This window comes from Pseudomonas sp. 32A (assembly GCF_052682255.1).
The window spans coordinates 808013-828171 of sequence record NZ_JBQYLY010000001.1; the positions used below are offsets into that span (position 1 = coordinate 808013).

Annotated in this window: 22 protein-coding genes; 7 read left to right on the forward strand and 15 right to left on the reverse strand. The window is 61.2% G+C overall.

What is annotated here, in order from left to right:
• Nucleotides 1-25: 25 nt before the first annotated feature.
• Genes ispE through ACUN0G_RS03615 form a run of 3 tightly spaced genes read right to left on the reverse strand, consistent with a single transcriptional unit; the run spans nucleotide 26 to nucleotide 3225 of the window.
• Nucleotides 26-877 carry a 4-(cytidine 5'-diphospho)-2-C-methyl-D-erythritol kinase gene (gene ispE / locus ACUN0G_RS03605; protein ID WP_063033131.1) on the reverse strand — a complete coding sequence of 284 codons (852 nt, stop codon included), beginning with the start codon at nucleotides 875-877 and terminating at the stop codon, nucleotides 26-28.
• A 1-nt stretch (nucleotide 878) separates the two neighbouring features.
• Nucleotides 879-1496, reverse strand: a complete 618-nt coding sequence (gene lolB / locus ACUN0G_RS03610) for a lipoprotein insertase outer membrane protein LolB (protein ID WP_063033130.1) — start codon at nucleotides 1494-1496, stop codon at nucleotides 879-881.
• Nucleotides 1497-1500: 4 nt separating this feature from the next.
• Nucleotides 1501-3225 carry a tetratricopeptide repeat protein gene (locus tag ACUN0G_RS03615; protein ID WP_258343725.1) on the reverse strand — a complete coding sequence of 575 codons (1725 nt, stop codon included), beginning with the start codon at nucleotides 3223-3225 and terminating at the stop codon, nucleotides 1501-1503.
• A 303-nt stretch (nucleotides 3226-3528) separates the two neighbouring features.
• Here ACUN0G_RS03615 and hemA point away from each other — a divergent pair, with 303 nt between their 5' ends.
• The 6 genes from hemA (at nucleotide 3529) to ACUN0G_RS03645 (ending at nucleotide 8894) form a co-directional block, all read left to right on the forward strand.
• On the forward strand, nucleotides 3529-4818 hold the full coding sequence (gene hemA, locus ACUN0G_RS03620) for a glutamyl-tRNA reductase (RefSeq protein ID WP_076014969.1): 1290 nt from the start codon (nucleotides 3529-3531) through the stop codon (nucleotides 4816-4818).
• The gene (gene prfA, locus ACUN0G_RS03625; protein WP_003208405.1) at nucleotides 4815-5897 is read left to right on the forward strand and encodes a peptide chain release factor 1; all 1083 of its coding nucleotides are present in this window, start codon (nucleotides 4815-4817) and stop codon (nucleotides 5895-5897) included. Before hemA ends, prfA begins: the two co-directional genes overlap by 4 nt.
• On the forward strand, nucleotides 5898-6728 hold the full coding sequence (gene prmC, locus ACUN0G_RS03630; protein WP_445572706.1) for a peptide chain release factor N(5)-glutamine methyltransferase: 831 nt from the start codon (nucleotides 5898-5900) through the stop codon (nucleotides 6726-6728).
• Nucleotides 6722-7477, forward strand: coding sequence for a molybdopterin-synthase adenylyltransferase MoeB (locus ACUN0G_RS03635; RefSeq protein WP_445572707.1), 756 nt, complete (start codon nucleotides 6722-6724; stop codon nucleotides 7475-7477). The genes prmC and ACUN0G_RS03635 overlap by 7 nt, the downstream gene beginning before the upstream one ends.
• Entirely contained in the window at nucleotides 7470-8264 is a 795-nt protein-coding gene (gene murI, locus ACUN0G_RS03640; RefSeq protein ID WP_445572708.1) for a glutamate racemase, read from the forward strand. Before ACUN0G_RS03635 ends, murI begins: the two co-directional genes overlap by 8 nt.
• A 111-nt stretch (nucleotides 8265-8375) precedes the next feature.
• A complete protein-coding gene (locus ACUN0G_RS03645; RefSeq protein WP_258343732.1) occupies nucleotides 8376-8894 on the forward strand; it encodes an acyloxyacyl hydrolase in 519 nt (172 codons plus the stop codon).
• 138 nt (nucleotides 8895-9032) lie between these two features.
• Here the strand turns inward: ACUN0G_RS03645 and ACUN0G_RS03650 are convergent, their stop codons facing one another.
• The 12 genes from ACUN0G_RS03650 to ACUN0G_RS03705 form a co-directional block, all read right to left on the reverse strand.
• Nucleotides 9033-9338 carry a YkgJ family cysteine cluster protein gene (locus ACUN0G_RS03650; protein WP_421525112.1) on the reverse strand — a complete coding sequence of 102 codons (306 nt, stop codon included), beginning with the start codon at nucleotides 9336-9338 and terminating at the stop codon, nucleotides 9033-9035.
• Between the two features lie 54 nt (nucleotides 9339-9392).
• Nucleotides 9393-9884: a DUF2878 domain-containing protein gene (locus ACUN0G_RS03655; protein ID WP_445572709.1), complete on the reverse strand. Its 492-nt coding sequence runs from the start codon at nucleotides 9882-9884 to the stop codon at nucleotides 9393-9395.
• Complete coding sequence (locus tag ACUN0G_RS03660; protein ID WP_445572710.1) at nucleotides 9877-11148, reverse strand: class I SAM-dependent methyltransferase; 1272 nt, start codon at nucleotides 11146-11148, stop codon at nucleotides 9877-9879. The genes ACUN0G_RS03655 and ACUN0G_RS03660 overlap by 8 nt, the downstream gene beginning before the upstream one ends.
• Nucleotides 11135-11941 (reverse strand): DUF1365 domain-containing protein, encoded by an 807-nt coding sequence (locus ACUN0G_RS03665; protein ID WP_445572711.1) that lies wholly within the window; start codon nucleotides 11939-11941, stop codon nucleotides 11135-11137. The genes ACUN0G_RS03660 and ACUN0G_RS03665 overlap by 14 nt, the downstream gene beginning before the upstream one ends.
• Nucleotides 11938-13185 (reverse strand): NAD(P)/FAD-dependent oxidoreductase, encoded by a 1248-nt coding sequence (locus ACUN0G_RS03670; protein WP_445572712.1) that lies wholly within the window; start codon nucleotides 13183-13185, stop codon nucleotides 11938-11940. The genes ACUN0G_RS03665 and ACUN0G_RS03670 overlap by 4 nt, the downstream gene beginning before the upstream one ends.
• Entirely contained in the window at nucleotides 13182-13964 is a 783-nt protein-coding gene (locus tag ACUN0G_RS03675) for an SDR family NAD(P)-dependent oxidoreductase (protein ID WP_421525107.1), read from the reverse strand. Before ACUN0G_RS03675 ends, ACUN0G_RS03670 begins: the two co-directional genes overlap by 4 nt.
• On the reverse strand, nucleotides 13961-14383 hold the full coding sequence (locus ACUN0G_RS03680) for a nuclear transport factor 2 family protein (RefSeq protein ID WP_445572713.1): 423 nt from the start codon (nucleotides 14381-14383) through the stop codon (nucleotides 13961-13963). Before ACUN0G_RS03680 ends, ACUN0G_RS03675 begins: the two co-directional genes overlap by 4 nt.
• On the reverse strand, nucleotides 14376-15821 hold the full coding sequence (phrB, locus tag ACUN0G_RS03685) for a deoxyribodipyrimidine photo-lyase (protein WP_258343740.1): 1446 nt from the start codon (nucleotides 15819-15821) through the stop codon (nucleotides 14376-14378). Before phrB ends, ACUN0G_RS03680 begins: the two co-directional genes overlap by 8 nt.
• Nucleotides 15822-16751 carry a MerR family transcriptional regulator gene (locus tag ACUN0G_RS03690; RefSeq protein WP_258343741.1) on the reverse strand — a complete coding sequence of 310 codons (930 nt, stop codon included), beginning with the start codon at nucleotides 16749-16751 and terminating at the stop codon, nucleotides 15822-15824. It abuts the gene before it with no gap.
• A gap of 3 nt (nucleotides 16752-16754) precedes the next feature.
• Entirely contained in the window at nucleotides 16755-17726 is a 972-nt protein-coding gene (locus tag ACUN0G_RS03695; protein ID WP_421525103.1) for a YbgA family protein, read from the reverse strand.
• 112 nt (nucleotides 17727-17838) lie between these two features.
• The gene (locus ACUN0G_RS03700; RefSeq protein ID WP_003208432.1) at nucleotides 17839-18054 is read right to left on the reverse strand and encodes a TIGR02450 family Trp-rich protein; all 216 of its coding nucleotides are present in this window, start codon (nucleotides 18052-18054) and stop codon (nucleotides 17839-17841) included.
• Complete coding sequence (locus ACUN0G_RS03705; protein ID WP_258343743.1) at nucleotides 18051-19037, reverse strand: NAD(P)/FAD-dependent oxidoreductase; 987 nt, start codon at nucleotides 19035-19037, stop codon at nucleotides 18051-18053. The genes ACUN0G_RS03700 and ACUN0G_RS03705 overlap by 4 nt, the downstream gene beginning before the upstream one ends.
• 209 nt (nucleotides 19038-19246) lie before the next feature.
• Between ACUN0G_RS03705 and ACUN0G_RS03710 the strand changes: the two genes are divergently transcribed.
• Nucleotides 19247-20146 carry a TIGR01777 family oxidoreductase gene (locus ACUN0G_RS03710; RefSeq protein WP_445572714.1) on the forward strand — a complete coding sequence of 300 codons (900 nt, stop codon included), beginning with the start codon at nucleotides 19247-19249 and terminating at the stop codon, nucleotides 20144-20146.
• Nucleotides 20147-20159 lie beyond the last annotated feature (13 nt).

Genomic DNA, 20159 nt, shown 5'->3' on the forward strand with positions numbered 1-20159 from the left:
AACGAGTACCCAGTACTCGGTTCCTTTAGAGCAGACTTTGCAGCTTGCGATGCAACATCGAAACGTTGCTTCCCTTTGCTACAAACCCTGTAAGGGTCTCTGTAAGAAGGGCCGAGACTTTATCAGCTTCAGCTTTGCTTGGGAAGCCCCCAAACACACAACTTCCAGTTCCGGTTAATTTTGCTTCGGTAAATTTACCTAACAAATTCAAAGCGTTACGTACATCGGGATAACGCCTTGCTACAACCGGTAAGCAGTCATTTCGACTGTTTCCCTTGGGAACGGGGCGCACTTTAATGGGAGGAGAGTTACGTGTCAACAGTGGATCTGAAAAAATTTCTGCTGTACTTACAGATACTTGCGGAACAAGCACGACATACCACGGCTCTTCGGGGTCTACAGGGGTGAGTTTCTCCCCCACGCCTTCGGCAAAAGCAGCGTGCCCACGCACGAAAACCGGGACGTCCGCGCCCAGTGTCAGGCCCAGCGCCGCCAGGCGATCGTGGTCCCAACCCAGTTGCCACAAGTGGTTCAGGCCGAGCAACGTTGTCGCGGCATTCGAGCTGCCGCCGCCGATGCCGCCGCCCATGGGCAGGATTTTTTCGATCCAGATGTCGATGCCCAATGGGCAACCGGATTGTTCCTGAAGTTTTTTTGCGGCCTTCACAATCAGGTTGCTGTCGTGAGGCACGCCTTCGAATTCGGTGTGCAGTTGAATCACGCCGTCATCGCGAACGGCGAAAGTCAGCTCATCACCGTAGTCGAGAAATTGAAAAATCGTCTGCAGCTCGTGATAACCGTCTTCACGGCGCCCGAGAATGTGCAGCATCAAATTCAGTTTGGCCGGGGAGGGCAGGGTCAGACGTTGCGCGGTCATGTCACTGCCCCAGTTTGCGAGGTTGCCAGTCCTTGATCACCAGCGTGACGTCAAGGTCGGTGCCATGCAGCTTGATGCGCTCGGGCAGCCAGTAACCGTTCTGTTGCACATAGCTCAGGTACTCGACCTGCCAGCCATCCTGCTCCAGGGAAGCCAGGCGGCTGTCGCCATTGAGGCTCAGGCGGCTCTTGCTGTCTGGCGCCGGAAGGCCGCGCACCCACCACACCAGGTGCGATACGGGGAGTTTCCAGCCCATCTGTTCTTCCAGCAGGGCTTCCGGTGTCGGCGCCTCAAAGCGGCCCTGATTGGCCACTTCCAGGCTGACTTGCCCCGGTCGGCCGGTCAGGCGTGCTGCACCGCGGCCCAGCGGGCCGGACAGGCGAATGTCGTAATAGTCCTGGCGTTGCAGCCAGAACAAGGTGCCGCTGCCCGAATCTTTCGGGGCGCGAATGCCGACCTTGCCCTCGATCTGCCAGCCATCCAGGCTGCTCAGTTGATCCTTGTGCTGCTGCCATTGCGCCGGGTTGCCCGGGCCTTCGACAGATTCACGGGTGCCAAGGCCGGAGCAGCCGGCGAGCAGGGCGATAAAGCTGAAAACGATGACGTGGCGCAAAAACATAAAATTAAAGGGTCTCGGATCCGGTCAGGCGCTTGATGGTGCTGCGCAGGATTGGGCTTTCGGGCTGTTCCTTGAGGAACTTCTCCCAGATTTGTCGTGCTTCACGCTGCTTGCCGTTGGCCCAGAGCACTTCGCCCAGGTGTGCGGCCACTTCCTGGTCGGGGAAGCGTTCCAGCGCCTGGCGCAGCAAGCGTTCGGCTTCGTCCAGGTTGCCCAGGCGGTAATTCACCCAGCCGAGGCTGTCGAGTACGGCCGGGTCTTCCGGGTTCAGCTGGTGAGCCTTTTCAATCAGCTCCTTGGCTTCGGCGTAACGCGTTGTACGGTCGGACAAGGTGTAACCCAGGGCGTTCAGTGCCATGGCGTTGTCCGGGTCGCGCTTGATGATCAGGCGCAGGTCTTTTTCCATCTGCGCCAGGTCATTGCGTTTTTCCGCCTGCATGGCGCGGGTGTACAACAGGTTCAGGTCGTCGGGGTATTGCAGCAAGGCTTGCTGGAGGATTTTCCAGGCGCGATCGCCTTGCTTGTTGGCCGACAAGGTCTCGGCCTGGATCAGATACAGCTGGATCGCGTAGTCCGGCTCGGCATCCCGTGCGGCAGCCAGGCGTTTTTCAGCCTCGTCGGTGCGGCCGTTGCTCATCAGGATATCGGCCTGGCGCAGTTGCGCCGGCAGGTAATCATTGCCGGGGCCCACCTGGGCGTATTCAAGCAATGCAGCCTGCGGGTCGTTACGCTCCTCAGCGATGCGGCCCAGGTTCAGGTGCGCCGAATCCACGTGGCTCTCGCGGGCGATCAAGTCCTCCAGGTAACCCTTGGCCTCATCCCACGCCTTCGCTTCCAGGCACACCAGCGCCAGGGAGTAACGCAATTCATCATCGTCCGGGTATTGCTGGACGAGGTTGGCGAACTGCACCTTGGCGTCTTCCATGCGGTCCTGTTCAACCAGCATGCGCGCATAGGTCAGCAGCAGGCGTTTGTCGCCAGGGTACTTCTTGATGCTTTTTTCCAGCAACGGAATCGCTTCCTTGCCGCGGTTGAGGTTTTGCAGCAGGCGGGCACGCAGCAGGATCGGCGCGATCTCGCCCTCTTCCGGCGGGTGTTGCTCCAGCAGCTTCAACGCGGCCTCGGGCTCATCATCCTGTTGCAACAACAGCGCCTTGCCGAAGATCAACTGGCTGTTGTTCGGGTGTTTTTGCAGCAGGCGGTCAAAACTCTTCATCAGGCCGTTGCGGGTGTCCTGATCGGTGTCGGCAGCCGACAGCGCGAGGAAGTCGAAATGCGTGTCGCCCTTGCCCTGCAGGACTTTCTCCATATACACCATGGAGTCGTCATAGCGCCCGGCGCGGGCCAGTTGAATGGCGGCTGCCCGCTGCGCTTCGAGATCGTCCGGGGCGTTTTTCGCCCAGATCAGCGAGGTGTCCAGGGCAGCCTGATCAGCGCCCAGGTACTCGGCGATACGAAACGCGCGCTCGGAAATCCCCGGATCCTGAGTATTGATGGCCTGGGTCACGTAGTTATCCAGGGCAATGTCGAAACGATTGCGCTGGCCGGCCAGCTCCGCGCTCAGCAGGCTGAAGACCGTTTCTTCACTGAACGAGGAATAAACCTTGGGCTTTTCAGGGGCGGGGGTGCTGTCTTCTACCGGCGGCGTACCGTCCGGCGACACGGGTGCCATGGCCTGGCAGCCGCTGAGAAAGACAAAAGCAAGGAGCAACGCGGAAGATCTATTCATATAGGAAGAGGACGACTAACCTGCGGTCGGATCATCATGACACAAGCCTTCGGCCAAACATAACCGGGGCGCCCGTAATACGCTTATTGCTTTCCCTGTAGGAGCGAGCTTGCTCGCGAAGATCGTCAACGGTAACGCGTTCATTCTGGATTGACGCGTTGCCTGAGCGTTTTTCGCGAGCAAGCTTGCTCCTACAGGATGCCTTTATAGACACAAGGCATTAGGACAATAGCCTACGGTGGTTGTTCTGAATCATTCGAAGTAGGACAATTGTCGGCTTCCCGACATCATCAGCGATATTGAATGGCCTTCCTTGCACTCGGTATTAACCACAAGACTGCTTCTGTAGACGTCCGCGAGCGCGTGGCTTTTACTCCCGAGCAGTTGGTTGAGGCCTTGCAGCAGCTCTGCCGGCTCACCGACAGTCGCGAAGCTGCGATCCTTTCGACCTGCAATCGCAGCGAGCTCTATATAGAGCAGGAACATCTTTCAGCGGATGTGGTGCTGCGCTGGCTGGCCGATTACCACCATTTGAGCCTCGATGAGCTGCGCCAAAGCGCCTATGTGCACGAAGAGGATGCGGCAGTTCGTCACATGATGCGCGTCGCCTCCGGGCTCGATTCGCTGGTGTTGGGCGAACCGCAGATTCTCGGCCAGATGAAATCGGCCTACGCCGTGGCCCGCGAGGCCGGCACCATCGGCCCGCTGCTGGGGCGTTTATTCCAGGCCACCTTCAATTCGGCCAAGCAGGTGCGTACCGACACCGCCATCGGTGAAAACCCGGTGTCCGTGGCATTTGCCGCCGTCAGTCTGGCCAAGCAGATTTTCAGTGACTTGCAACGCAGCCAGGCCCTGCTGATCGGCGCCGGCGAGACCATCACCCTGGTCGCCCGCCATCTGCATGAGCTGGGCGTAAAGCGCATCGTCGTCGCCAACCGTACCCTGGAGCGCGCCAGTATCCTCGCCGAACAGTTCGGTGCCCATGCTGTGTTGCTTTCCGACATCCCGGCCGAGCTGGTGCGCAGCGACATCGTCATCAGCTCCACCGCCAGCCAGTTGCCGATCCTCGGCAAAGGCGCGGTGGAAAGCGCCCTGAAACTGCGCAAGCACAAGCCGATTTTCATGGTGGATATCGCCGTTCCCCGGGATATCGAGCCTGAAGTCGGCGAGTTGGACGACGTTTACCTCTACAGCGTCGACGATCTGCACGAAGTGGTCGCCGAAAACCTCAAGAGTCGCCAGGGCGCAGCCCAGGCCGCCGAGGAGATGGTCAGCACCGGTGCCGACGATTTCATGGTGCGCCTGCGTGAACTGGCGGCAGTGGACGTGCTCAAGGCCTACCGTCAGCAAGGCGAACGCCTGCGGGACGAGGAATTGATCAAGGCCCAGCGTATGCTCGCCAATGGCAGCAGCGCCGAAGACGTGCTGATGCAACTGGCGCGCGGCCTGACCAACAAATTGCTGCACGCCCCCAGTGTTCAGTTGAAAAAGCTTACCGCCGAAGGCCGCCTCGATGCGCTGGCCATGGCCCAGGAACTCTTTGCCCTCGGTGAGGGCGCGACAGAAAGCTCTTCGGATAAAAAACCGCAATGAAAGCGTCACTGCTCAATAAACTGGACGTCCTTCAGGACCGTTTCGAAGAACTGACCGCCTTGCTCGGCGATGGCGAGGTCATCTCCGATCAAACCAAGTTCCGTACCTATTCCAAGGAATACGCGGAAGTTGAACCGATTGTGGGCACCTATAAACAGTTGCTCAAGGTTCAGGCTGACCTAGAAGGCGCTCAGGCGCTGCTCAAGGACAGCGATCCGGACATGCGTGAAATGGCCGTTGAAGAAGTGCGAGAAGCCAAGGACAAGCTGATCGAACTGGAAGGCGACCTGCAACGCATGCTGCTGCCCAAGGACCCGAATGACGGGCGCAACGTGTTCCTCGAAATCCGCGCCGGCACCGGTGGCGACGAGGCGGCGATTTTCTCCGGCGACTTGTTCCGCATGTACTCGCGGTATGCCGAGCGTCGCGGCTGGCGGGTGGAGATTCTGTCCGAGAACGAAGGCGAACACGGCGGCTATAAAGAAGTCATCGCCCGGGTTGAAGGCGAGAATGTCTACGGCAAACTGAAGTTCGAGTCGGGCGTGCACCGCGTGCAGCGGGTTCCGGCGACGGAATCCCAGGGCCGCATCCACACCTCTGCCTGCACCGTGGCCGTATTGCCCGAGCCGGACGAGCAGGAAGCCATCGAGATCAACCCGGCAGACCTGCGGGTCGACACCTACCGCTCATCGGGTGCCGGTGGCCAGCACGTGAACAAGACCGACTCTGCGATCCGTATCACTCACTTGCCTTCGGGCATCGTGGTGGAATGCCAGGAAGAACGCTCCCAGCACAAGAACCGTGCGCGGGCCATGTCCTGGCTGTCGGCCAAGCTGAATGACCAGCAGACCAGCGCCGCCGCCAACGCGATTGCCAGCGAGCGTAAATTGCTCGTCGGCTCGGGCGACCGTTCCGAGCGTATCCGTACTTACAACTTCGCCCAGGGCCGTGTCACCGACCACCGCGTCAACCTGACGCTGTACTCCCTGGATGAAATCCTCGCCGGTGGCGTTGACGCGGTGATCGAGCCGTTGTTGGCCGAATACCAGGCCGACCAGCTCGCGGCGATAGGTGAATAAATGACCATTATCGCCAGCCTGTTACGCGCCGCCGACCTGCCAGACTCACCCACAGCGCGCCTGGACGTGGAATTGTTGCTGGCGGCTGCCCTGGGCAAGTCTCGCAGTTACCTGCACACCTGGCCGGAAAAAATCGTCAGCAGCGAAGATGCACTGACCTTTGCCGCCTACCTGCAACGCCGCCGCACCGGCGAGCCTGTGGCCTACATCCTCGGCCAGCAAGGCTTCTGGAAGCTGGACCTGGAAGTGGCGCCGCACACGCTGATCCCGCGTCCGGAAACCGAGATGCTGGTGGAAGCCGCCCTGGAATTGCTGCCTGCCACACCGGCCAAAGTCCTCGACCTCGGCACCGGCAGCGGCGCGATTGCCCTGGCCCTGGCCAGCGAACGCCCGGCCTGGCAAGTCACGGCTGTCGACCGCGTGCTGGAAGCCGTGGCCCTGGCCGAACGCAACCGCCAGCGCCTGCACCTGAATAACGCCACGGTGCTGAACAGCCATTGGTTCAGCGCCCTTGAAGGCCGCACCTACAACCTGGTCATCAGCAACCCGCCTTATATCGCCGACACCGATCCGCATCTGGTGGCCGGTGATGTGCGCTTTGAGCCGGCCAGTGCGCTGGTGGCCGGCCATGACGGCCTGGACGACCTGCGGCTGATCATCGCTCAGGCGCCCGCGCACCTCGACGCCGCGGGCTGGTTGTTGCTGGAACACGGTTACGACCAGGCGCCCGCCGTGCGCGACCTGCTGCTGGGGGAAGGCTTCGAAGAAGTCCACAGCCGCATCGACCTCGGTGGCCACGAACGCATCACCCTGGGGCGTCGGCCGTGCTGAATGATCAGGAGCTGTTGCGCTATAGCCGACAGATTCTGTTGCAGCATGTCGACATCGAAGGCCAGTTGCGTCTGAAAAACAGCCGCGCCCTGATTGTCGGGCTCGGTGGTCTTGGTTCGCCAGTGGCGCTGTATCTGGCGGCGGCGGGTGTGGGTGAGCTGCATTTGGCGGATTTCGACACCGTCGACCTGACCAACCTGCAACGCCAGATCATCCATGACACCGACAGCGTCGGCCTGAGCAAGGTCGATTCGGCGATTCGTCGCCTGAGTGCGATCAATCCTGAAATACAGTTGGTCGCCCATCGCAGTGCGCTGGATGTCGATTCCCTCGCGGCTGCCGTGGCGGCGGTTGACGTGGTGCTCGATTGCAGTGACAACTTCTCCACTCGCGAAGCAGTCAACGCCGCCTGCGTTGCCGCCGGGAAACCTCTGGTCAGCGGCGCCGCGATTCGGCTCGAGGGCCAACTGTCGGTATTCGACCCACGGCGCGCCGAAAGCCCGTGCTACCACTGCTTATACGGGCACGGCAGCGAAACCGAACTGACCTGCAGCGAAGCCGGCGTCATCGGCCCGTTGGTGGGCCTGGTCGGCAGCCTGCAGGCCCTGGAAGCCTTGAAGTTACTGGCCGGTTTCGGCGAGCCGTTGGTGGGGCGGCTGTTGTTGATCGACGCCCTGACCACGCGTTTTCGCGAGCTGCGGGTCAAGCGTGACCCCGGTTGCAGCGTCTGCGGTAGCCACCATGGTTAAGGACGCGCCGATTGGTGTGTTCGATTCCGGCGTCGGTGGCCTGTCGGTGCTGGACGAAATTCAGCGCCTGCTGCCCCACGAATCGCTGCTGTACGTGGCGGATTGCGGGCACATCCCGTACGGCGAGAAAACCCCGGCCTTCATCCTTGAGCGCTCGCGGCGGGTGGCGGAGTTTTTTCGCCAGAAGGGCGCCAAAGCCTTTGTGATTGCCTGCAACACGGCGACTGTCGCTGCGGTCGCCGACTTGCGCCAGGACTATCCCGACTGGCCGTTGGTGGGCATGGAGCCGGCGGTCAAACCCGCCGCCGCCGCGACCCGCAGTGGGGTAGTCGGAGTGCTCGCAACCACTGGCACCCTGCAAAGCGCCAAGTTCGCCGCCTTGCTCGACCGCTTTGCCACCGATGTACGGGTGATCACCCAGCCGTGCCCAGGCCTGGTGGAACTGATCGAGACCGGCGACCTGAACAGCCCGGCCTTGCGTGTGATGTTGCAGGGTTACGTCGAACCGTTGATCGCTGCCGGTTGCGACACCATCATCCTCGGCTGCACCCACTACCCTTTCCTCAAACCACTGCTTGCCGGGATGCTCCCGCCGACGATCATTCTGATCGACACCGGCGCTGCCGTAGCGCGTCAATTACAGCGCCTGTTGAGTGATCGCGAACTGCTGGCCACCGGCAATCCACAGCCGGCGCAGCTCTGGACCAGCGGCGATCCTCAGCACCTAAGAAATATCCTACCGACCCTATGGAAATTTCCCGGCGTTGTGCGTAATTTTGGCGTGTGAAAAAAACGTGAAATAGCGCTGTTTTTCGCTGAACTTCTGCCTATGCGGCAGCTTCTATAGCAAGTTAGCCTGTACAAAACCATACAACTTCGTTCGGAAAGGATGTTTCTTATGAAGCGCTTGTTCTGTTTGGCTGCGATTGCGGCCGCCATGTTGGGGCACTCTTTTTCCGCGCAAGCAGCGGGTCTGGAGTTTGGGGTGGGGAGCACCAGCAATTCGACCATGACCTATCGCCTGGGGCTGACGTCGGATTGGGATAAAAGCTGGTTGCAGAGCAATACGGGTCGTCTCACGGGTTACTGGAGCGGCGCGTACACCTTTTGGGACGGTGACAAGCGCGCCAGTGTCAGCAGCCTGTCGTTCTCGCCGGTGTTTGTGTATGAGTTTGCCGGGGAGAGGGTGAAGCCCTACATAGAGGCCGGGGTCGGCGTGGCGCTGTTCTCGCGCACGCAGGTTGAAGACAACAACATCGGCCAGGCTTTCCAGTTTGAAGACCGACTGGGCTTTGGCCTGCGCTTTGTCGGTGGGAGTGAGGTGGGGATTCGGGCCACCCATTACTCGAATGCCGGGATCAGCAGCAACAACGATGGTGTCGAGAGCTATTCGCTGCACTACACGATGCCACTGTAATTCCTCAGAACACTGCAAAACCATTGTGGGAGCGGGCTTGCTCGCAAAAGCGGCGTATCAGCGACGAATCAGTTGACTGACACACCACTTTCGCGAACAAGCCCGCTCCCACATTTGCTCATCGTTGGTTTTTCAAAATCAGCGATACACCGTCGCCAGCCCCTGGCGCTCATCGATGCACTCCGGTGCGCCCATCTCGAACTCGCGGCAGATCAGCGGCCGCTTCTCATAAATCGTGCACATCATCGTGTCGCGATCCAGCGCCGCGCACCAGCCATCATCCAGGCGCAGCATGACTTCGCCGCCCCAATCGTCGGTATCGATAAAGCGATCAGGCACGCCCGTGTCGGTGATCAGCATGACTTCCAGCTGGCAGCAGCAGGCGGCGCAGGTGGAGCAGGTGACGGCGGGTTCGCCGATTTGTGTGTGGGGGATGTTGGTCATAGGCGCGCAGTGTAAGGCAAGCGGCTTGCATCTGTGTGAAAGGCCTGACGGACGTCAGTGTGACAACTGCCTGGCGACCCAGTGCAGCAACGGGAAGATCATGCCCCAGAGCAACGCGAGACCGATGACGGTCGGCAGCGTGCCATAGCCGAAACTGACGCCGGCCAACTGGCTGCTTGCGTAATAGGACAACGGTCCACCCACTGCGCCCAACAGACTGGCGCGCCACCAGGGTTGTGCGCTCCAGGCCAGGCAATGGCGCAGGGTGGTCGCCAGTAGCGCCCACAACAGGATCAGCCACAAAGGTGCCAGTGGCCCAGGCAAGCTGAAATGAAATACACCCAAGGCGCGCAACGCGGTGTCGACCACCGTGCCCAGCAGGGTCACGGCAAGAATCACCTGGCCTTCTTCCGACCACGAACTTATCCACAGCAGGTGGACCGCCAGCACCGCGACTCCCACCAACAGCCACGGGCTGTCGCCACCCAGCACACAGGCAAACCAACCGCACTGAAACAGCACGGCATTCGCCAGCGGTTTAAGCATCAAAGCGCCCGAGCAGCGGTTGGGTCAGCGCCGCCGGCTTGGCCAGCAGCATCTGGGCGGTGCCGATGGTGCGCTCCATAAAGCCGCCCTCGCAGTAGCACAGGTAAAACTCCCACAGACGCAGGAAATATTCGTCGTAGCCCATTTCCGTCAGGCGGCTGTGGGCGCGGCGAAAGTTCTCATGCCACAAGCGCAGGGTTCGTGCGTAGTGCAGGCCGAAATCCTCCATGTGCAGCAGGTTCATGTCGGTGTCGCGGCTGACGATCTCGAGCATTTTCTGCACGCAGGGCAGGGCGCCGCCGGGGAAGATATAGCGCTGGATGAAATCCACGCTGCTCTTGGCCTGCTCGTAGCGCTGTTCACGAATGGTGATGGCTTGCAGCAACATCAGGCCGTTGCTCTTGAGCAACTGCGCGCATTGTTTGAAGTAGGTCGGCAGGAAGCGATGGCCCACGGCTTCGATCATCTCGATGGACACCAGCTTGTCGTACTGGCCGGTCAGGTCGCGGTAGTCCTCCAGCAGCAGTGTCACCTGATTCTGCAAACCCAGGGCCTCGATGCGTTTTTCGGTGTAGGCAAACTGCTCTTTGGACAAGGTCGTGGTGGTGACCTTGCAGCCATACTGCTGCGCGGCGTAGATCGCCATGCTGCCCCAGCCGGTGCCGATTTCCAGCAGATGGTCCGACGATTTCAGCGCGAGCTTCTGGCAAATCCGCTCCAGCTTGTTCAGTTGTGCCTGTTCCAGGGTGTCGTCGGCGGTGAGGAACTGTGCGGCCGAATACATCATGGTGGGATCGAGGAATTCTTCGAACAGGTCGTTGCCCAGGTCGTAGTGGGCGGCGATGTTTTTCTGCGAGCCCTTGCGTGTGTTGCGGTTGAGCCAGTGCAGGCCTTGGGTGAAGGGTCGCGCCAGTTTGGCCAGGCCACCTTCCAGTGCATCCAGCACGTCGAGGTTGCTGACCATCACCCGCACCACGGCGGTCAGGTCCGGGCTGCTCCAGTAGCCGTGAATAAATGCCTCGCCCGCGCCGATGGAACCGTTGGCCGCCACCAGCCCCCATACGGCCGAATCGAGGATCTGGATTTCCCCCAGCAGGTGCGCTTCCCGTGCGCCGAAGACTTGCCGCTCGCCGTCCTCGACCACCACCAACTGGCCGTGGCGCAGTTGGCCGAGCTGGCGCAGCACCGCTTTGCGCAGCAGTGCGGCGGTCATGCCGTTGACGTTCAAGCGATTGGATTTGACCGATAAGCTAGGGGATTTCATGGCGGCGATCCTTGGTGTACCCGACTGCGGTGCGAGAAGCGCCTTCGGCGGCGTGATGGGAAAAAATCGGCGTGCGTTTAAGCAGAAGGCGCAGGGCCTGCCAATAAATGGCCAGGCAGGTCTTGGCGGTCATCCACGGGAAGCGCCACAAATAACGGTGCAGGCTGGCGCGGTTCAGTGCTTCACGTTGCAGGCTCAAGGTGGCGTCGAACACTTTCAGGTCGCCTTGCCAGTCGGCCATGTGCACGCCGAGTCTGGCGGCGGGCGGGCTGAAGCTCATGCGGTATTCCAGGTCCCGGGGCAAAAACGGCGAGACATGAAACGCCTTGGCCACGGCGAAGTGCTGATGTTCACCGGCAGGCAGCGCCATGGCCGGCAGCACGTAGTGATAGCGTTCGCGCCACGGGGTGTTGGTCACTTCACACAGAATCGCGGCCAAGGTGCCATCGGCCTCGAAGCAGTAGAAGAAACTCACCGGATTAAAAGCCAGGCCCCAACTGCGGGCCTGGGTCAGCAGGCAGATTGCGCCCTCGGGGATGCGCCCGAGGGCCTTGCCGACTTCTTGGCGTACGGCATCGGTCAAGCTCATGCCGTGACGGGTAAATTCGCGCAGGTAATCCTGCTGGCGAAATGCAAACGGTGCCCAGCGGTCGCCAGCGAGCGGCGACAAGGCGAACACGTTGTCCTGTTCGCTGAGGTCCAGGTACAGCAGGCCGATCCGATAACGGAAGGCGTGGCCCTTGGGCGTAAACCGCCGATGGGCGATCCAGCCGCTGTACAGGGCGCTGTTCACAGCGCTTCCCCAAACGCTTTGGCCACGCGCAACGCGCTGACCACGCCGTCTTCGTGGAAACCGTTGGCCCAGTAGGCGCCGCAGTAATAAGTGTGCTGTGCGCCGTGCAATTCTTCCCAGCGCGCTTGAGCGGCCACCGCGGCCAGGCTGTATTGCGGGTGGGCGTAGGTGTAGCGGGCGAGAATCTTGAGCGGGTTGATCATCGCCGTCTGGTTGAGGCTGACGCAAAAGGTGGTGGCGCTGTCGATGCCCTGCAGGATGTTCATGTCGTAGGTCACGGCAGCCTGTTTTTGCGTGCTGCTGTCCAGGCGATAGTTCCAGCTGGCCCAGGCCAGTTTGCGCTCGGGCAGCAAGCGGGTGTCGGTGTGCAGGACTACGTCGTTGTCGGCGTAGGGCAGGGCACCGAGGATCTGCTGCTCGGCCAGGCTCGCGTCGCCCAGCAATGCCAGGGCCTGGTCGCTGTGGCAGGCGAACACGACTTTATCGAACGCCTCGCTGCCCGCCGCGCTGTGGATAACCACGCCGATCGGTGTGCGCTCAACCCGGGTGACGGGGCAATTGAGGCGAATTTTTTCACGGAAGGATTGGGTCAGCGGCTCGATATAGCGGCTGGACCCGCCTTCGATCACGCACCACTGCGGCCGATTACTCACTGATAACAAACCGTGATTCTTGAAGAACCGCACAAAGAATTGCAGGGGAAACCCGAGCATGTCAGCCAGGGACATCGACCAGATCGCCGCGCCCATCGGCACGATGTAGTGCTGGATAAATCGCTGGCCGTAGCCGCCCGCTTGCAGATACTCGCCCAGGGTCATCTCGGCGCTGATGCGTTGCGCTTGCAGGTCCAGCGGCGCCTGGCGGTTGAAGCGCAGGATGTCGCGCAACATGCCCCAGAACCCCGGCGACAGGATATTGCGGCGCTGGGCGAACAGGCTGTTGAGGTTGTTGCCGTTGTACTCGAACCCGGCGTTCGGGTCGCACACCGAAAAGCTCATCTCGGTGGGTTTGAACGTCACGCCAATCTGCCCCAGCAGCTTGATGAAGTTGGGATAGGTCCAGTTGTTGAACACGATGAAGCCGGTGTCCACCGCATGGCTTTTGCCATCCACCGTGACATTCACCGTGTGGGTGTGCCCGCCGATGCGGTCCCCCGCTTCGAACAAGGTGATGTCGTGGCGGCGACTGAGCAGATAGGCGCTGGTCAGCCCGGCAATGCCGCTGCCGATGATCGCGATCTTCACAGGTCATCCTTTCTCGGCGGCGGGCTGCGCAGCATGCGTTTACCGATGATCAGCTTGGCGCGGTTCGGCAGTTTCGACAGCGGCCATAGCGCGGCAATGAACAGGGCCGGGAAGGCAATTTCCAATGGGCGGTTTTGCAGCTTGGCGAAGATATGTCGCGCGGCCTTGTCCGCCGGCCAGCTCAAGGGCATCGGGAAGTCATTGCGGGCGGTCAGCGGTGTGTCGACGAAGCCCGGGCTGACCACGGTGACGTCAATGCCCTCGGGCGACAGGTCGATGCGCAGGGATTCGAACAGATAACGCAGGCCGGCCTTGGAGGCACCGTAGGCTTCAGCCCTGGGCATCGGCAGGTAGGTCACGGCGCTGGCCACGCCGACCAGGTGCGGTGTGTGGCCGGCCCGCAATAGCGGCAGGGCGGCTTCGATGCAGTAACTGCTGGCCAGCAGGTTGGTGCGCACCACGTGCTCGATGATCGAGGAATCAAACTGCTTGGCGTCCACGTATTCGCAAGTGCCGGCATTGAGAATCACAGTGTCCAGCGAGCCCCAGACTACGGCGATGTGCTCGCCGATTTCGCGCACGGTCTGGCTGTTGGTCAGGTCGCCCGCCACCACCAGCACCTGCCCGGGGTATTGCTGGGCGAGCTGTTCCAGCGGCGCTTTGGAGCGGGAGCTGACAGCCACGTGGGCACCGCTGTCGAGCAGCGCTTTGGCCAGTTCGGCACCGATGCCACTGCTGGCACCGGTCAACCAGTAACGACGAGGCGGCACGAGGTTCATCCCATTCTCCTTTTCAACCAGCTGACCACGCCGCCGAGGACCGGCACGTGTTCATACAACAGCGCACCCGCATCAAAATAATCCCGGTGGTGGTACACCTGCTCGCGCCATAACAGGTGCGAGCAGCCTTCGACACGAATCACTTTACCCCCGCCCAGGCGGGGGTGGCAGAAGCTCATTTTCCAGCGCAGGTAGCCCTCACCTTCAGCCACTTGATCGAAGCCATGAAAGTCAAAGCGCAACTGGGTAACGTTGTCGTACAGCTCGGCGAAGTAACGGTGCAGCGCCGGCAGCCCGTGCACTTCGTGCAGCGGGTCGGTGAAGCTGATGTCCTTGCTGTACAGGCTGTCGAGCAGGTGCAGGTTGTGTTTGTCCACACTGGCAAAGGTCTGGGCGAAGCGGCGCAGGAAATCACTCATAACCACCCCCGACCGCTTGGCGTGAAGGCAGGCTGCGGAAGGCGGCAAGCGCGCGCTCGCGGGACTTTTTCAGATCGACAATAGGACGAGGATAGTCGGCCACGCCAAACAAGCCGCCCACGGCATCGGGGTTGTGCACTTCCTTTTTGTTCAGCGCTGCCAGTTGTGGCAGCCAGTGCTTGATAAACACCCCTTCGCCGTCGAATTTTTCCGACTGGCTCAAGGGGCTGAAGATCCGGAAGTACGGCGCCGAGTCGGTGCCGGTGGACGAACTCCACTGCCAGCCACCGTTGTTGGCTGCCAGGTCGCCGTCGATCAGGTGGCGCATGAAAAAGCGCTCGCCTTCGCGCCAGTCGATCAGCAGGTTTTTGGTCAGGAACATCGCCACCACCATGCGCAGGCGGTTGTGCATCCAGCCGGTTTCCAGCAGTTGGCGCATGGCCGCGTCGATGATCGGCAGGCCGGTGCGTGCCTCCTGCCAGGCCTTCAAGTCTTCCGGGCTGTTGCGCCAGGCCACGGCCTCGGTTTCAGGGCGGAACGCGCGGTGGCGCGAGACCCGTGGGTAACCCACCAGAATATGTTTGTAGAACTCGCGCCACAGCAGCTCGTTGATCCAGGTAATCGCGCCGATGTCGCCGCTTTCGAATTCGCCCTGGTTGCTTTGCAGCGCGGCATGCAGGCATTGGCGCGGCGAAACCACACCGGCGGCCAGATAGGCCGAGAGCTGGCTGGTACCGGGCTTGGCCGGGAAGTCGCGTTCGTCCTTGTAATAGCTGATTTGCGCGTCGGCGAATTGATCGAGACGGCGCCGGGCTTCGGCCTCACCCGCCGGCCACAGGGCGCGCAGGGCCTCGCTCGGGGTAGCGAAGCCCTCGACGTGATCCGGGACCGGGTCGCTTTTGAGTTTGAGCGGCGCCTGCGCCTTGGGTGTGGCGACCAAACGCGGCAAGGCGCCGTGCAGGCGGTTGTAGCAGACCTTGCGGAACTGGCTGAACACCTGGAAGTACGTGCCGGTCTTGGTCAGCACGCTGCCGGGCTGGAAAAACAACTGGTCCAGGTAATTGTAAAACGTGACACCGCGGGCTTCGAGGGCCTGGGCCACGGCGGCGTCGCGGCGCTCTTCGTGGATGCCGTATTCGTCATTGACGTGCACCGACTCGACCGACAGTTCCTGGCACAGGTCTGCCAGGACTTGCGGTGCCTGGTCCCAGGTCGATGCATGGCGGATCAATAGAGGAATGTTCAACTCCCCCAGCGCCACGCTCAGGCTCTTGAGGTTGCGCAGCCAGAAGTCGACTTTGCACGGCGCGTCATCGTGGGCCAGCCATTGCTCCGGGCTGATCAGGTAGACAGCCACCGTCGGCCCGCGCTGTGCGGCGGCGGCGAGGGCGGTGTTGTCATGTAGGCGCAGGTCGGTGCGCAGCCAGATCAAGTGCATTTAAATAAGTCCACGCTGGATCAGTACCTGATGGGCCGACAACGGGTCTTCGGCCAGAAGCAATTCAGGAATGTCTTGGGTTAATACGGACAGCTCCGCCTGGTGGATGCATACCGCTGGTCCGGTTATCAGTTTCGGACAACTGAAGCCGCTCAACAGTTTTTCCAGCGCCGATGTATGGAGCGTCTTGCTCGAATACAGCAGTACTGCCCGGGGTTGCAGGTGTTCGACGGCCAGGGCCAGTTCGCCCGCCGGCAATGGCCAGTCGAAGACTTCCACCGGGCAATCGGCACTGCTGGCGAGCCAGGCGGTGAGCCACAGGTGCGGCTCCAGCGGCAGGTCGGAATGGTTGATCAGCAGCAGGGGCGCGCCGTTGAGCTGGCGGTTGTTGTGATACATCCGCGCGCCGAATTTGCTGCGCAGCCAGGAATAGAAAAACACCCGCTCCATCTGCGCACCGAATTGGCCTTGCCAGCGTAGCTCAAGTTCCTTGAGCAACGGCAGCAGAAGTTGCTCGCACAGGGTGCGCGGTGGGTACAGCGCCATCGCCTGGTTGAAGGCGTCATCCACCCGGCGCTCGGCCAGCTCGCTGATGGCCTGCAACAGGTGCTGGCGGCGATTGTGCCATTCGTTTTCCACCGGCGGTTCGCTGGCGGTTTGCGCGGTGTCGATCAGGCTTTTGACCTGACTGACCGGCACCCCGCGGTTGAGCCAGGTGAGGATGGTGTGGATGCGTTGGACATGCTCGGCGCTGAACAGGCGGTGCCCCTTGGGCGTGCGCTGAGGCACGATCAGGCCGTAGCGCCGCTCCCAAGCGCGCAGGGTCACGGCGTTGACACCGGTCTGGCGCGCCACTTCGCGGATCGGCAGCCAGCCTTGTTCGAGGGCCTCGGCGATGTCTTCCACAGGTGCTTGCAGGGGGAAAGTCATAGGTTAAATCGCATTACGCAGGCTGAGGTTTTCCGGGTGCGGTTGCAGGTAGGCCTGCTGGGCGATGTAGCGGTCCGGGTGCTGGCGAAAGTGGTGCTTGAGCAGCGTCAGCGGCACCACCAGCGGCACGATGCCCTGGCGGTATTGGCCAATGATGGTCTGCATTTCCTGTTTGTCTTCGGCGCTGATGGCTTGCTTCAGGTAGCCGCTGATGTGTTGCAGCACGTTGGTGTGGGTGCCGCGGGTGGCGCACTGGGTGAGGGCGCTCATCAGTTCGCTGAAGTAGCCGGCGGCCAAGGCGTCAAGGTCGACGTCCTTGGGCATGCTGCCCAGCAGGTTGCCCAGGCTTTTGTAATGCACCGGGCTGTGGGCCATCAGCAGGTATTTGTAGCGCGAGTGAAATTCCAGCAGGCGGTGACGGGTCAGGCCTTCGGCGAGCAGTTGCTGCCAGGTGGCATAGACGAATACCCGGGTCAGGAAGTTTTCCCGCAGCACCGGGTCATTCAGCCGACCGTCTTCTTCCACCGGCAGGTTGGGGTGGCGCGCGCAGAATGCCTGGGCGTAGATGCCGCGCCCGCCGCCGTCGATGGGCATGCCGTTGTCTTGATAAACCTTCACCCGCTCCAGGCCGCAGGACGGGGATTTCTGCATGAAGATGTAACCGCAGAGGTCGGTGTGTTCAGCGGCCATTTGCTGGCCGTAATCATCCAGTGGCTGGGTCACGTTGAGTTCGCGGTGCACGGTGCCGACAGCTTGGGGATTAAGCGGGTCACCCACCAGGCGAATCGGCTCGCGGGGAATGCCCAGGCCGATGGCGACCTCAGGGCACAGCGGCACGAAGTCGAAATAGTCGGCGAGGGTCTGGCTGCACAGTTGAGATTGTTTGTGACCGCCGTTGAAGCGCACGTTCTCGCCCAACAGGCAGGCGCTGATGGCGATTTTCGGTTTTCCGGTGGCGGGCAGGGTGCTGGACATGGCCAAACCTCAGTGAAATTCCTGTACAGAGTTAAATTTCTGTACAACTTGATCTCATCATAGGTTTGAAGCTGTACAAGTCAAATAATTTGTACAGGTATTTGCAAGATGGCTATTTCCAGCCGATTTTCCAGTCTTCGGCGTTTTGCAGGGTTTGCCAGGCCAGGCGCTGAACGCGATGGCTCATCACCGCTTCCAGTTCGATTTCCTGCACATCGCCTTCGTCGTCGCGCAACAGTTTGGTCACCAGGAAGTGTTTTTCCTTGTGCTGCGGGCGGGCTGCTGTCCACTTCGACAGCAGCAACTTGGCGGGATTGATCCGGTTCATTGCAGATGCTCGATCAAGCGCCGTGCCGCTTCCTGGCCGCTGAGCCAGGCACCTTCCACGCGGCCCGACAGGCACCAGTCGCCGCACACGTACAAGCCCAGGTCGGCGTCGGCCAGCACTCCAAACTCATGGCTGGTGGACGGCCGTGCATACAGCCAGCGGTGGGCGAGTGTGAAGGACGGCGCGGGCATGGCGCTGTGCAAAAGTTCGGCGAAGGCACCGTGCAGGTGTTCGATCACCGCTTCCTTGGACAGGTCCAGGTGTTGCTTGCTCCAGGTGCTGGTGGCGTGCAGTACCCAGGTGTCGAGGGTGGTGTCGCGCCCGGGTTTGCTGCGGTTGCGGGCCAGCCAGTCAAGCGGGCTGTCCTGCACGAAGCAGCCTTCCATCGGGGTATCCAACGGTTTGTCGAAGGCCAGGGCGACGGCCCAGGTCGGGTCCATTTTCACGCCGGCGGCGGCACTCGCCAGCTTGGGGGCGGCAGCCAACAGGGCGGTGGCTTGTGGTGCCGGCGTGGCGATAATCACGTGGCTGAACGGGCCGTGGTTTTCGCCGTCGGCGTCCAGCAGGTTCCAGTGGTGTTTGCCCTGGAACACTTCGGTGATGCGGCAACCGAATTGCACCGGCAAGTCATCCAGCAGGGCGCGGGTGATCGCACTCATGCGCGGCGTGCCGACCCAGCGGATCTGTTCATCGGGGGAGGGCGTCAGTTGCCCGGACTTGAAATTGTACAGCTGCGGCTTCCACTGCTCGGCACAACCATCGGCCTGCCAGCGTTGCACCTCGTTGACGAAGCGCCGGTCGCGGGCGGTGAAGTACTGCGCGCCCATGTCCAATGCCCCCGCATCGCTGCGCTTGCTGGACATGCGGCCGCCACTGCCGCGGCTTTTATCAAAGAGTTGTACAACGTGCCCCGCGTTTTTCAACGCTCGGGCGGCGGAGAGACCGGCGATGCCGGTGCCGATGATCGCGATGGGAACAGTCATGGGAGGCCTCGTTTTACCGTTGGGTACAGACTACGCCGACACCAATAGCTGTACAATATTGTTTTTTGGTATAAGTTTTGGCGTACCTGATCGTTTGGCGTGACCTATGGTTAACCGTGAGGGTTTAACCACCGTTGCGCCTGATTAAAACATCCCTGTCTATAAAATAGACTAACGGTGGTCGGCGAACGTTACACGAGGAACGACTCATGCACATTTTGCTGACCGGCGGTACGGGTTTGATCGGCCGCCAACTTTGCCAATACTGGCTTACTCAGGGCCATCGCCTTACGGTCTGGAGCCGCCATCCTGAACAAGTAGCCAAATTGTGTGGCGCCCAAGTGCGCGGCATTGCTCGCCTGCAAGACGTAAACGAGCCGGTGGACGCGGTGGTCAACCTGGCCGGCGCGCCGATTGCCGATCGGCCCTGGACGCATAAGCGCAAGGCGCTGCTGTGGAGCAGCCGCATAGGCCTCACCGAAACCTTGCTGGCGTGGCTTGAGGGCCTTGAGCAAAAACCGGCGGTGTTGATTTCCGGTTCTGCGGTGGGCTGGTACGGCGACGGCGGCGAGCGTGAGCTGACCGAAGACAGCGGCCCGGTACAGGACGATTTCGCCAGCCAGCTCTCCATCGCCTGGGAAGAAACCGCCCAGCGCGCCGAGGCTTTGGGTATCCGCGTAGTTCTGGTGCGTACCGGGCTGGTGCTGGCGGCCGAGGGCGGCTTTTTGTCGCGGCTGTTATTGCCGTTCAAACTGGCGCTGGGCGGGCCGATCGGCAATGGTCGGCAGTGGATGCCGTGGGTCCATATAAAGGATCAAATCGCCCTGATTGATTTTCTTCTGCACAAGAGCGATGCCCGCGGTCCTTATAATGCCTGCGCGCCACACCCGGTGCGCAACCTCGAATTCGCCAAGACCCTGGGCAAGGTGCTGCACCGCCCGGCGTTCATGCCAATGCCGGCGTTTGCCTTGCGCATCGGCCTGGGTGAGCTGTCCGGTTTATTGCTGGGCGGCCAGCGGGCGTTGCCACAGCGGCTGTTGGCCGCCGGTTTCACTTTCCAGTTCACTGAGTTGCACGCGGCCCTGGACGACTTGTCCAGCCGCCTCTAGAAATAGGATGTTG